Raw genomic sequence first — 12,412 nt, forward strand, 5'->3', positions numbered from 1 at the left:
CACTGTGGTGGACTTGAGAGCATTTGATGACTTCACTCACCCTCACCGGCCTCAACTGGTCACCTGCCGGCCACTGCCATCACCAGTTCCACCTGCGTGACGCCAGCCTGCAGGTCGGTGCCGGGGAGTTTGTCGGCCTGATCGGGCCCAATGGCAGCGGCAAGACCAGTCTGTTGCGCTGCGCCTATCGGTTCAGCAGGCCTGCGCAGGGTGACGTATGGCTTGCGCATCAGAACGTGTGGAAGCAGAGCGCCAAATGGTGTGCGCAGCGCATCGCGGTGGTCTTGCAGGAATTCCCCGACGCCTTCGGCCTGCGGGTGGATGAGGTGGTCGCCATGGGCCGCACGCCCCACAAAGGCCTGTTCGATGGTGACACGCTGCACGACCAGAAGATGATTCAGCAGACCCTGGAATCGGTCGGCATGCAGGGCTTTGAGGACCACGCGTTCGCCACCCTCTCCGGCGGTGAAAAACAACGCGTCATTCTGGCTCGCGCGTTGGCCCAGCAACCGCAACTGCTGATCCTCGACGAGCCCACCAACCACCTCGACCCGCGCTATCAGCTGGAGCTGCTGCGATTGGTCAAACGCCTGAACATCGGCACCCTGGCCAGCATCCACGACCTCAACCTGGCGGCTGCATTCTGTGATCGCCTGTACGTGATCAACCACGGGCGCATCGTCGCCAGCGGCACCCCGCATCAGGTGCTCACCGCCGCCTTGCTGCGCGACGTGTTTGGCGTAGAAGCACTGATCGACACCCACCCCTTGTCCGGCTACCCCCGAATCACCTGGATAACCCAACCATGATCATGCGCGCTCTGCTTGCCGTTACCTTGCTGTTCAGTGCCGCCGAGGCGTTCGCCGAAGCGACCCACTACCCCGTCACCATCAAGAGCTGCAACCGTGACGTGACCTTCCAGGAAGCCCCGAAACACGCGGTCAGCCACGACATCAACATGACCCAGATGATGCTTGCCCTGGGCCTCAAGTCGCACATGGCCGGTTACAGCGGGGTCTCCGGCTGGAAGTCGGTGACGCCGGAAATGGCGCACCTGCTCGATGGTTTGCCGGAGCTGGCGAGCAAGTACCCATCGGTGGAAACCTTGCTCAATGCCAATGTGGACTTCTTTTTCGCCGGTTGGGACTACGGCATGCGAGTGGGCGGCGACCTGACGCCGAACACCCTGCAACCGCTGGGCATCAACGTGTATGAGTTGACCGAGTCGTGCGCCTTTGTGATGAAGCGCCCGGCCGCCACTCTGGACGACACCTATAACGACCTGCGCAACCTGGGCAAAATCTTCGATGTGCAGGACCGCGCCACTGCCTTGATCGCGCAGATGCAGGCACAGGTCGCCGACGTGCAAAAGGACCTGCCGGCCGATAAGCCTCGGGTGTTCCTTTACGACAGCGGTGAAGACCGCGCCATGACGTCCGGCCGTCTGGGCATGCCCCAGGCGCTGATCGAAGCAGCCGGCGGGCGCAACATCCTCGATGACGTCGACGCCAGCTGGACCCGCATCAACTGGGAGACCGTGGTGGAGCGCAACCCGCAAGTGATCGTGATCGTCGACTACAGCGAAATCACCGCCGAACAGAAACAGCAATTCCTGCTGAACAACCCGGCCTTGCAAGCCGTGGACGCGATCAGGAACCAGCGCTTTATCGTCATCCCTTACGTGCAGGCCACGCCGGGCATCGACAACGTGCTGGCCGTTGAAACCCTGGCCAAGGGGTTCCACGGCGAATGATCACACGTCGCTACGCCCTGCTGCTCGTCGCCCTTGGCACAGTGTTGCTGGTTTCTTGCGTGATCTCGCTGGGCTTCGGCCCGGCGCGGGTGCCGGTGGAGGTGGTGGGGCGAATCCTGCTGTACAAGACCTTTGGCATCGGCGAGGCAACCTGGTCGGCCGGGCAGGAACCTATCGTGTGGCTGATCCGCGTGCCGCGCCTGTTGCTGGGTGTCTTGGTCGGCGCGGGGTTGGCCTTGATCGGCGCGGTGTTGCAGGCAGTCACACGCAACCCGCTGGCCGACCCGCACCTGCTCGGTGTCACTTCCGGCGCCACGTTGGGCGCCGTGATCGTGGTGTTGCATGTGGGTGAAGTCATCGGGCTGCTGACCCTGCCCATCGCTGCGTTTGTCGGTGCACTCGCGAGCATGCTGGTGGTGCTGGCGGTGGCCAGTCGCAACGGTCGGCTGGAGAGTGATCGCCTGCTGCTGTGCGGCGTGGCGGTGTCGTTTGTGATGATGGCCGCCGCCAATCTCTTGCTGTTCATGGGCGATCATCGCGCCGCGTCGGCGGTGATGTTCTGGATGCTCGGCGGGCTGGGCCTGGCGCGCTGGGAGTTGTTGGCCATCCCCGCCGCGAGTGTGCTGCTTGGGCTGGTGCTGCTGCTCGGCATGGCCCGCCCGCTGAACGCGCTGATGGCCGGTGAACAGACGGCCGTGACCCTTGGCCTGAACGCACGCACCGTCCGCCTGAATGTCTTCCTGATTGCCTCATTGATGACCGGCGTATTGGTGTCCATCAGCGGCTCCATCGGTTTTGTCGGGCTGATGGTGCCGCACATTGCCCGCCGCCTGGTGGGCGCCGAGCACCGGCGCTTATTGCCGGTGTGCGCACTGCTGGGCAGCCTGTTCCTGGTGTGGGTGGATGTGGCCGCGCGCACCCTGATCGCCCCCGAGGATCTACCGATCGGCGTCGCCACGGCAGCGATTGGCGGGCTGTTCTTCATTGGCTTGATGCGCAAGCGTTGAGTCATACCGGTCACGCGTCACAGTTCATCCTTGTCGCGGCCATACAGCGTGTCATCGGTATCCGGCAGCGATTGCACACCGTTGTGGGGCCAGTCAGGCCCCAACACGCCACGGCGGGTCCAGAAGTCATCGGTTTCCAATACCGACAGGTTACCCACACGCCTCATTCGCTCCACCAGCACACTGGGATCAGGGGCCAGGCCTGGGCCGAGCAGCGCACTCTCCTCCTGCGTATGGCCAGGGACATACTTGAGTAATGCGCCCTCGCGACAGACCAGGTAGCAGCTCTCGGCCACCGGTAGGTTGGTTCTTACAATCGACACATAACGCCGCCAGTCATCCAGCGACGCGAAGCGCTTGAGCAAACGCAGGTCCTTCGCCTCCAGGCTGGTGGTTGAAGGGATGACTTTATAAAACGCCTGGATCGCGGCGATGTTGTAAAAGTACAGGGCGTAGGCATTCGTCAGGTTGAGTCCAAAGCCGGCGAGACGAAACAAACGCGCCAGGCTCCCCGGAAACGGCAGCGACCGATCCTCCACCGGCTCCAGTGCCACAAAGCCGGACTCATCCGGCGGCACCAGCACCGCCCCCAGGTACTCGATGCCATTGAAGCGCCCCACACGCTTTTGCGCAGAGCGGGCGGCGTCATCGGCATAGAAATACAACGCATCGCAAAACAGATGAGCGTACGGCCCGCTGTCCGAGTGGCCCGTCACGACTTTAGGTGACCAGTCCAGCCCCACCTTCCCGACACTGGCCCATATCGGGCTGCGCACCCAAACCTGCATGTCCCCCCGTGCCGCAAGACTGCGGACATAATCCTGCATCTTCAGCGAACCATCGAGCAGGCTCGCGCGAAGGCGCGGCGCCTGGTTGAGCATCTCGAACAACAACGCACTGCGCTCAAAGTCATACCGCAGCAGCGCACCGTCGGCGCACATCAAGTACAGCGTCAGCACCCGGCCATTGCCAAAGCGTTTTGCAGCGCTGAGTGCGTTGACCACCTCCTGCGGCCAAAAAAAGTGCTTGGCCATTTCACCCTCAAGACTGGACGCCTGGACGGTCGGCGCCTGCAAATACAGGCCATCCCACACGTAGCCTTGAGGTAACTGGCCAGCAACCCATACTTGCTCAAGCTTTACGAAGCTCTCACGGGCCAACGGCGCAGTCGCCATATAGCGCTGCTTTTTGGCTGATTTGAGCACGTAGCCAAAGGTCAGTTGCGCTGGCGTGGTCGACCCCAACTGCAGGGCGCGTACCGCATCAATGGCCCGGGTATACAACGGGCTGCACGGTGGGTCGGCCAATGCCTGGCGGATCTCCCGCGCCGGCGGTTGCTCAACATTCCAGACGAACGTGTCTACCAGTAACCTCGCCGGCCCCCACAGCACGCTGCCACTGATCACCCGCAGGTCACCGGCCTTGGCGACCTCGGTCACAAACTCCGTAGGCAGCAGCGTCCCCTGGCGTATTTGCTGTTCGACAAGATTGTCGGCGTAATCGCCCCTGACCGCATTCAGCGGAGCCAGGCGACTTCTAAGAACGGCCTCTTCGGCGGAGTCCGTGCGCTGATAGCTGAGAATCGAGCCATCCGGGCCGAACAGGTATTCGCGCTTGACCTGCGTTTCATGCAGCAACAGATACGCCAACACCGCGCTGGGCAGCATGCTTTTGTAAACGGCTTTTTGTGCTGCGGCCAACAAAAGCTCCACCTCCACGTCCAACCGCGAGCGATAGCGCGCGACGATAGAAGCGCCGCCTGGATATAACCCCTGCGAAATGGCTTCGTCAGGGTAAATCCAGTTCCGGGCAAACCCTTGGGGAGGCACTGCCAGTGGGTCGGTCGCGGTAAAAGCACCATTGGCGAGGCGTAATACCACCCCACCGTAAGCCCGCTGCCGAACCGTGCCCACCAACGCCTGCGCATGGCGCGCGGCATCATCGGCACTGGCAAAGGTGGGGCCAAGGCGGCGACGTGTCATGGCCGAGTAACCGTTCCAATCCGGGGAAACCAGGCCTTCCTTGTCCCAATACTGGCTGGTCCGCAGGACCGTCAGCTGACCCCGCTTGGCCGTCTCCCTGACGAACTCCACGGGTGTCTTGGCACCGGAGTTCAATTGCGCAATGGTGTCCTCGAGGTTTCGCTCCAGCGGCCCCCCACCGCCCAATTGAAACGGCAACGACACATACCGCAGCAATGCGCCTTCGTCGGTCGAGAAATAAATCGGCAGGTACTGCCCGTCGTTGTATTTCTCCCCCCGACGCTTGGCGTCATAAAGCGCGGCGTACAGCTCGCCAGGCTGCACAAAATAGCGGGCAAGCCATGAGTCAGCGGCCCCCAGGCCTGTGGGCTGCCATTGTTGGGAACGGAAGAGTGCATGCAGCACAAACCCCTCGGGAAAGCGGAAGTCGCCGGGCTTTTCGGAGGAGGCAAAGACACTGTTGAGGTTGAAAAGCGCGTAGCGGGCACTCACGCCAACCACCTGCGAGGCGACGAACTCGTCGCTTTTCGGGTGCCTGAGAATGAAGCTAAAACAGGATTGATGGGCAAGACTACGGCCATGAACCCGGGCATGCAGGTTGCGGGCAGCCTCATCGGCACTGCCAAAGAGCGCCCCGAACGTGGCGTAATCCGGCGCACCCGACCTGGGGGCGTAGCTGAAATTGGGTGTCCAGTCGCTGTAGACCACCGAGCGTGGCCCCCACAACGCATTGCCTTCAATGACCTTGAAATCACCCGCCTCGGCCAGGCGAGTTACCCACTGAGTGGGCGTGATGAGGCCGCTGCTCAGGTGCTGTCGGATTCGGCTGCCGCCAGCCTGTGGCGCCACGTTCGCCAGGAGCACCTGTTCGTGGGACGACGAGTTCGGGGTGTAAGACAGTAAACACCCCTGAGAGCCCGACAGGAACGCCACGCGCTTTTGCCGGATGACCTCACGGATTTCATCATCGGCAAACGCCTGCATGTTGATCATTGCATCATCCCGCGTCCAACCACGCTGCTCGACCCAGGCCGGGTCAACCATGGACAAGGCCGGATGAGAACCATAACGACCGTGTAACTGATAGAGCTCCGGCGGGATCAAAGGGCCCTTGCCCCCTGCCGGGAAAAACAACGGTTTGTCGAAGGGGTTTGCGTCGCTTTCAAGCGGTTCGGTAATGACAAATCGGCCGTCCTCTCCCTTGAGCACATAGCCGCCGTAATAGCGATCGCGTCGATGGCCGATCTGCTCGTGGGCATGCACCGCCGCGTCGAAGGCCGACAAAAAGGATCGACTGAGCGTCACCTCATAAAACGAGGTCAACAGCGTCGAACGGTCATCCACTAGACCTTCATAGCGCCACAGTTCGCCGGGCTGCACCACCGACAGGTCACCGGCGGCCAGCACCCGACGCACGTACTCAGGCGGCCTAAGGATCCCCGCCAGGAGCGCTGCCTGAGCGCCGTTGTCGTTGAGCACACCATCACTTTGCACCAGCGCCAGGCGGGTGTGTTCAGCGAGACCCGGCAGTTTGAACCGCAACAGAGCACCGTCCTCAGCCTTCATGTACAGCGCAAGGCCGCGGGCTTTGTCTTGAATACCCGCGGTCAGGCGCGATTGGGTGATGGCCGCGACCATTTCCGCAGGCGTGAAAAAGTGCGCGTATAACCAAGGCTCTCTTTTGGGAAACGCGGTTTCATCCGGCCTGGAGGTGTAATAAATCGCCTCGAGCCGCAATTGCGAAGGCAACCTCGGCTTGCCGTCCGGGCGCTTGGGGAACAGGCCTTCGATCGCGAACAGCGGCTGCCCCGTTGCCTGCGGATAGGTGGCGACATAACCCTCACTCTGGGTGTGCTTGAGCACAACCCCCATTGTGCGAGCGGGCACTGCTGTCGGCGCATTCGCCAGGGCACTCAGAACAGCCAGTTCAGCACGGCCAAACACCTGAGTGAAGGCGGGTTGCTCCCGAACGGTGCCTGGCAGCGCGACCGGCTTGCCGACTTTCCAGGCCCGCGTGACCTTGCCACGCACCCCCCCCCACTCGGCAATGGGCTCGATCACGCGCAACTCTCCAGCCTCGGCGAGCAGCCAGATCAGATGTTCGAAAACGCTGGACTGTTCAATCGGCAGTTTGCCGGTCCATTGCTGGTAAAGGGTCTGTTCCTGGGTCGAGTCACTGCTCACATACTTGAGTAAACTGCCGTTCGGCCCAGACAGGTAATGCGCGCGTGCCGTCTTTCGGTGTTCGACGATAAACCTCATGTCGGGAATGGAAAAAAGGCTCTGGAAAATCACTACCTGTGAGCCTGTCATCCCAGGGTTCTGCCGCGCGACCTCATCGGGCGCCAGCGGATGGGAGTGGTAATAGGCCTCGCCCATATAGCCTTCGGGCAGCACGAAATCGCCATTCTTATCGGTGGGCAATATCAAGGTGTGATCGAACATGACGTGTTGGTCCGGCACCGGCTCGGTGGCGTAGAACCGACCACCGCGTTTGAAAATCGCCCCACCGTACTCGCGGTCACGGCTGTGGCGAGCAATGCGCTCATGTGCCCAGCGGGCGGCATCATCAGGCGTGACAAAGGGCGGGCTCAGAGGGGGAAGTTCCGCACGGGAGGCGGGCGGATTTACCGGAGTATTTTCCATGGGCATTCACTGGCAATAGGGATAAAAGTACGGGCCATCCTGGCCCATGCCCACCCGCCCATTGCGTTGCATAGCTACCTCGCCCTGTTTCGGGGCTGCGGCTGCACTCACGCATCAATCCGGCGCCAACCTGGTGCACGCCTGCGCATGACTGAGCCATCCCGCCTCGTGGCGACACGCCCTCAGCCCTCTCGGCACAGCCTTTGCAATCGCTTGCTCAGCAGCTGTTTCTGCCCTCATAAAAACATTGAGTTTCTGGAGATCGCACCATGAAGCGTCGCAGTCTGATCAAGGCTTTCACCCTGTCCGCCTCCATTGTCGCCATGGGCCTGACCTGGACCGTGCAAGCCGCCGAGACCATCAAGGTCGGCATCCTGCATTCGCTGTCCGGGACCATGGCAATCTCCGAAACGTCGCTTAAAGACATGGCGTTGATGACCATCGACGAGATCAATGCCAAGGGCGGGGTGAACGGCAAGATGCTTGAGCCGGTGGTGGTGGACCCCGCGTCCAACTGGCCCCTGTTCGCCGAGAAAGGCCGGCAATTGCTGACCCAGGACAAAGTCGCCGTGGTGTTCGGCTGCTGGACCTCGGTGTCACGTAAATCGGTGCTGCCGGTGTTCGAGGAGCTCAACGGCCTGCTGTTCTACCCCGTGCAGTACGAAGGCGAAGAGATGTCGCCGAACGTGTTCTATACCGGTGCGGCGCCGAACCAGCAGGCGATTCCCGCAGTGGAGTACCTGATGAGCGAAGAAGGCGGCAGCGCCAAACGCTTCTTCCTGCTCGGCACCGACTATGTGTACCCGCGCACCACCAACAAGATCCTGCGTGCGTTCCTGCATTCCAAAGGCGTGGCGGACAAAGATATCGAAGAGGTCTACACCCCATTCGGCCATGCCGATTACCAGACCATCGTTGCCAACATCAAGAAGTTCTCCGCCGGCGGCAAGACTGCAGTGATTTCCACCGTGAACGGCGACTCCAACGTGCCGTTCTATAAAGAACTGGCCAACCAGGGATTGAAGGCTACCGACGTGCCGGTAGTGGCGTTCTCGGTGGGTGAAGAGGAACTGCGTGGCATCGATACCAAGCCACTGGTGGGCAACCTCGCGGCCTGGAACTACTTCCAGTCGGTGGAGAACCCGGTGAACACCAAATTCGTCGCCGACTGGAAAGCCTACGCCAAGAAACACAACCTGCCGGGCGCGGATAAAGCCGTGACCAACGACCCGATGGAAGCCACTTACGTCGGTATCCACATGTGGGCCCAGGCCGCCGAGAAAGCCAAGTCCACCGATGTCGACAAAGTGCGTGAAGCGCTGGCCGGCCAGACCTTCGCTGCGCCGTCGGGCTTCACCCTGACCATGGACAAGACCAACCATCACCTGCACAAGCCGGTGATGATCGGTGAGATCCAGGCGGATGGACAGTTCTCGGTGGTGTGGCAGACCCAGGAGCCGATCCGCGCGCAACCGTGGAGCCCGTACATCCCAGGCAATGACAAGAAGCCGGACTACGCCGTCAAGAGCAACTAAGCCCCAAGCGCCGATAAAAGTGTGGGAGGGGGCTTGCCCCCTCCTAGATAAAGCTTGTCCGCGCATGATCAGGACATTTGTTTATGCCCACTGCCCTCTACCGCTATTTCCTGGCCTTGCTGCTGTTGCTGCCCCTGGCCGCACACGCCAGCGACGCCGAAGACTTCCTGTCCGCCAACCCCAGCCAACAAGCCAAACTCCTCCAGGACTGGGCCGCCCAGCCCGACCCGGCACGCATCGAGTTGGTGGATGCCCTGCAACAAGGCCAGCTCACGCTCAACGGCGAAACCAAGACCGTGCGCCTGAACAACCGCTTGCGCGGCTTAATCGACAACGTACAGGCCAGCCAACAACTGCTCGCGGCCGACCCGAAGGTGCGCCTGGCCGCTGCGCAAACCCTGCAAAAAAGCGCACAACCTGCGCAGTTGAAATTCCTCGACCAGCGCGTCGCCGCTGAAACGAATGAAGACGTGCACACCGCACTCAGCCTGGCCCTGGCCAATCTGCAACTGGTCGACAGCGACCCGGTGGTGCGCCTGGCCGCCGTGCGTTTGCTCGGCAGCACCGGCGACCCACTGGCCCGCACGCGTCTTGAAGCCTTGCTTGCGCCCGGCGTCGAAACCGATACCGCCGTGCACACCGCCGCCGAGACCAGCCTGGCCCAGGTCAAACGCAAATTGATGCTCGGCGAGATCCTCGGCCAGGCCTTCAGCGGCATGTCCCTGGGGTCGATCCTGTTGCTGGCGGCCCTCGGTCTGGCGATCACCTTCGGCCTGCTCGGCGTGATCAACATGGCCCACGGCGAGATGCTGATGCTCGGCGCCTATTCCACCTATGTGGTGCAGATGCTGATGCAGCGTTATGTGCCGGCCGCCATCGAGTTCTACCCGCTGATCGCACTGCCCGTGGCGTTTTTTGTCACCGCCGCCATCGGCATGGCCCTGGAACGCACGGTGATTCGCCACCTCTACGGCCGGCCGCTGGAAACCCTGCTGGCCACCTGGGGCATCAGCCTGATGCTGATCCAGCTGGTGCGCCTGGTGTTCGGTGCGCAGAACGTCGAAGTGTCCAACCCCGCCTGGCTGTCCGGTGGCATTCAAGTGCTGCCCAACCTCGTGCTGCCCTACAACCGTATCGTGATCATCGCCTTCGCGCTGTGCGTGGTGGTGCTGACCTGGCTGCTTCTGAACAAGACCCGCCTGGGCCTCAACGTGCGCGCGGTTACCCAGAACCGCAACATGGCCGCCTGCTGCGGCGTGCCCACCGGCCGCGTGGACATGCTCGCCTTCGGCCTCGGCTCCGGTATCGCTGGTTTAGGCGGCGTAGCACTGAGCCAGATCGGCAACGTCGGCCCGGACCTGGGCCAGAGCTACATCATCGACTCGTTCCTGGTGGTGGTGCTCGGCGGTGTCGGCCAGTTGGCCGGTAGCGTCATGGCCGCCTTCGGGCTGGGCATCGCCAACAAGATTCTGGAGCCACAGATCGGCGCCGTGCTCGGCAAGATCCTGATCCTCGCGCTGATCATTCTGTTTATCCAGAAACGCCCGCAAGGACTCTTCGCACTGAAAGGACGGGTGATTGACTGATGAACCAGCCATTGATGCTTACGGCCGCGCAAAAGGCCGGTCCCAAGGTGACGATTGCCGTCGGCGCGCTGATGCTTGCTGTGCTGCTGGCGCTGCCTTTGCTGTCACTGCTGCCGGCGGACAACGCGTTGCATGTCTCGGCCTACACCCTGACGCTGGTGGGCAAGATCCTCTGCTACGCCATCGTCGCCCTGGCGCTGGACCTGGTGTGGGGCTATGCCGGGATGTTGTCCCTCGGCCACGGATTGTTCTTTGCCCTGGGCGGTTATGCGATGGGCATGTACTTGATGCGCCAGGCGTCCGGCGATGAGTTGCCGGCGTTCATGACCTTCCTGTCGTGGACCGAGTTGCCCTGGTATTGGGTCGGCACCGAGCACTTCCTCTGGGCGATGTGCCTGGTGGTGCTGGCGCCGGGCTTGCTGGCGCTGGTGTTCGGTTTCTTCGCCTTTCGCTCGCGGATCAAGGGCGTGTATTTCTCGATCATGACCCAGGCCCTGACCTTCGCCGGGATGCTGCTGTTTTTCCGCAACGAGACCGGGTTTGGCGGGAACAACGGCTTCACCAATTTCCGCAGCATCCTGGGGTTTGGCATTACCGAGCCGGGCACGCGGGCCGTGTTGTTTGTGGCCACCGTCGCGCTGCTGGTGGCGAGCTTGTTCCTCGGCTGGCGGCTGGCACAGAGCAAGTTCGGCCGGGTGCTGACCGCGTTGCGCGATGCCGAAAACCGTCTGATGTTCTGCGGCTACGACCCCCGTGGCTTCAAGCTGTTCGTCTGGGTGTTGAGCGCCGTGCTGTGCGGTTTGGCGGGCGCGTTGTATGTGCCGCAAGTGGGCATTATCAACCCCAGCGAAATGTCGCCGACCAACTCCATCGAAGCCGCCGTGTGGGTGGCATTGGGCGGGCGCGGCACGCTGATCGGCCCATTGCTCGGCGCCGGTGTGGTGAACGGCATGAAGAGCTGGTTTACCGTGGCCTTCCCGGAATACTGGCTGTTCTTCCTCGGGGCGCTGTTCATCATCGTCACCCTGTACCTGCCCAAGGGCGTCATCGGCTTGCTGAAGAAATGAGGAACGTCATGCTCGAACCTGTTTTTGATGCGGGCAGCGGCCGCGATGCCATCGGCCTTGGCCAGGCCGCCGGCAAGGGCCTCAACACCCGCCACGGCACCATCCTGACGCTGGAAGACATCAGCGTCAGCTTCGACGGTTTCAAGGCCCTCAACGACTTGAACCTCTACATTGGCGTCGGGGAATTGCGCTGCATCATCGGCCCCAACGGCGCGGGCAAGACCACGCTGATGGACGTGATCACCGGCAAGACCCGCCCCAGCCACGGTACCGCCTGGTTTGGTGAAAACCTCGACCTGACCGGCATGAGCGAAGTGCAGATCGCCCAGGCCGGCATCGGCCGCAAGTTCCAGAAACCCACGGTATTCGAAGCGTTGAGCGTGTTCGAAAACCTGGAGCTGGCGCAGAAGACCGACAAATCGGTGTGGGCCAGCCTGCGCGCGCGCTTGAGCGGCGAGCAGAAAGACCGTATCGAGGAAGTGCTCGACACCATCCGCCTGACGGCCTCGGCGCATCGCCAGGCGGGCCTGCTGTCTCACGGCCAGAAGCAGTTCCTGGAGATCGGCATGCTGCTGATGCAGGACCCGCAACTGTTGCTGCTGGACGAACCGGTGGCGGGCATGACTGACGCTGAAACCGAGTTCACCGCCGAACTGTTCAAGCGCCTGGCGGGCAAGCATTCGTTGATGGTGGTGGAACACGACATGGGCTTTGTCGGTTCGATTGCCGACCACGTCACGGTGTTGCACCAGGGCAGTGTGCTGGCCGAAGGGTCGCTGGAACAGGTGCAGGAAAATGAGCGGGTGATCGAGGTTTACCTCGGTCGCTGAGGCTTT

General features: G+C 62.0%; 8 protein-coding genes. 7 read left to right on the forward strand and 1 reads right to left on the reverse strand.

The genetic code is table 11. From position 1 onward, the window contains the following. The first annotated feature begins 26 nt into the window (after positions 1 to 26). Genes BM403_RS10890 through BM403_RS10900 form a run of 3 tightly spaced genes read left to right on the forward strand, consistent with a single transcriptional unit; the run spans position 27 to position 2,760 of the window. Positions 27 to 809 (forward strand): ABC transporter ATP-binding protein, encoded by a 783-nt coding sequence (locus tag BM403_RS10890; protein WP_093542783.1) that lies wholly within the window; start codon positions 27 to 29, stop codon positions 807 to 809. Continuing rightward, positions 806 to 1,753, forward strand: coding sequence for an ABC transporter substrate-binding protein (locus BM403_RS10895; RefSeq protein ID WP_093542785.1), 948 nt, complete (start codon positions 806 to 808; stop codon positions 1,751 to 1,753). Before BM403_RS10890 ends, BM403_RS10895 begins: the two co-directional genes overlap by 4 nt. Beyond that, on the forward strand, positions 1,750 to 2,760 hold the full coding sequence (locus BM403_RS10900) for a FecCD family ABC transporter permease (RefSeq protein ID WP_093542787.1): 1,011 nt from the start codon (positions 1,750 to 1,752) through the stop codon (positions 2,758 to 2,760). The genes BM403_RS10895 and BM403_RS10900 overlap by 4 nt, the downstream gene beginning before the upstream one ends. 17 nt (positions 2,761 to 2,777) lie before the next feature. Here BM403_RS10900 and BM403_RS10905 read toward each other — a convergent pair whose 3' ends face one another. Beyond that, the gene (locus tag BM403_RS10905; RefSeq protein WP_256577159.1) at positions 2,778 to 7,388 is read right to left on the reverse strand and encodes a DUF4329 domain-containing protein; all 4,611 of its coding nucleotides are present in this window, start codon (positions 7,386 to 7,388) and stop codon (positions 2,778 to 2,780) included. A 269-nt stretch (positions 7,389 to 7,657) separates the two neighbouring features. On the opposite strand from BM403_RS10905, the gene urtA reads away from it, so the two are divergent. The 4 genes from urtA to urtD all read left to right on the forward strand — a co-directional run bounded on the left by urtA (position 7,658) and on the right by urtD (position 12,406). Continuing rightward, positions 7,658 to 8,923: an urea ABC transporter substrate-binding protein gene (gene urtA / locus BM403_RS10910; protein WP_012721972.1), complete on the forward strand. Its 1,266-nt coding sequence runs from the start codon at positions 7,658 to 7,660 to the stop codon at positions 8,921 to 8,923. A gap of 83 nt (positions 8,924 to 9,006) precedes the next feature. After that, positions 9,007 to 10,509, forward strand: a complete 1,503-nt coding sequence (gene urtB / locus BM403_RS10915; RefSeq protein WP_064053954.1) for an urea ABC transporter permease subunit UrtB — start codon at positions 9,007 to 9,009, stop codon at positions 10,507 to 10,509. Continuing rightward, a complete protein-coding gene (urtC, locus tag BM403_RS10920) occupies positions 10,509 to 11,576 on the forward strand; it encodes an urea ABC transporter permease subunit UrtC (protein ID WP_093542791.1) in 1,068 nt (355 codons plus the stop codon). Before urtB ends, urtC begins: the two co-directional genes overlap by 1 nt. Next, the gene (urtD, locus tag BM403_RS10925) at positions 11,573 to 12,406 is read left to right on the forward strand and encodes an urea ABC transporter ATP-binding protein UrtD (RefSeq protein WP_012721969.1); all 834 of its coding nucleotides are present in this window, start codon (positions 11,573 to 11,575) and stop codon (positions 12,404 to 12,406) included. Before urtC ends, urtD begins: the two co-directional genes overlap by 4 nt. The last annotated feature ends 6 nt before the right edge of the window (positions 12,407 to 12,412 follow it).

The sequence above is a fragment of the Pseudomonas sp. OV546 genome (genome assembly GCF_900116845.1).
GTDB lineage: Bacteria > Pseudomonadota > Gammaproteobacteria > Pseudomonadales > Pseudomonadaceae > Aquipseudomonas > Aquipseudomonas petroselini.

Excerpts from the sequence above, each read along its gene's own strand:
- BM403_RS10890 (WP_093542783.1), top strand. The coding sequence starts at position 27 with ATGACTTCACTCACCCTCACCGGCCTCAACTGGTCACCTGCCGGCCAC.
- urtA (WP_012721972.1), top strand. The coding sequence starts at position 7,658 with ATGAAGCGTCGCAGTCTGATCAAGGCTTTCACCCTGTCCGCCTCCATT.
- BM403_RS10895 (WP_093542785.1), top strand. The coding sequence starts at position 806 with ATGATCATGCGCGCTCTGCTTGCCGTTACCTTGCTGTTCAGTGCCGCC.
- urtC (WP_093542791.1), top strand. The coding sequence starts at position 10,509 with ATGAACCAGCCATTGATGCTTACGGCCGCGCAAAAGGCCGGTCCCAAG.
- BM403_RS10900 (WP_093542787.1), top strand. The coding sequence starts at position 1,750 with ATGATCACACGTCGCTACGCCCTGCTGCTCGTCGCCCTTGGCACAGTG.
- urtD (WP_012721969.1), top strand. The coding sequence starts at position 11,573 with ATGAGGAACGTCATGCTCGAACCTGTTTTTGATGCGGGCAGCGGCCGC.
- urtB (WP_064053954.1), top strand. The coding sequence starts at position 9,007 with ATGCCCACTGCCCTCTACCGCTATTTCCTGGCCTTGCTGCTGTTGCTG.
- BM403_RS10905 (WP_256577159.1), bottom strand. The coding sequence starts at position 7,388 with ATGGAAAATACTCCGGTAAATCCGCCCGCCTCCCGTGCGGAACTTCCC.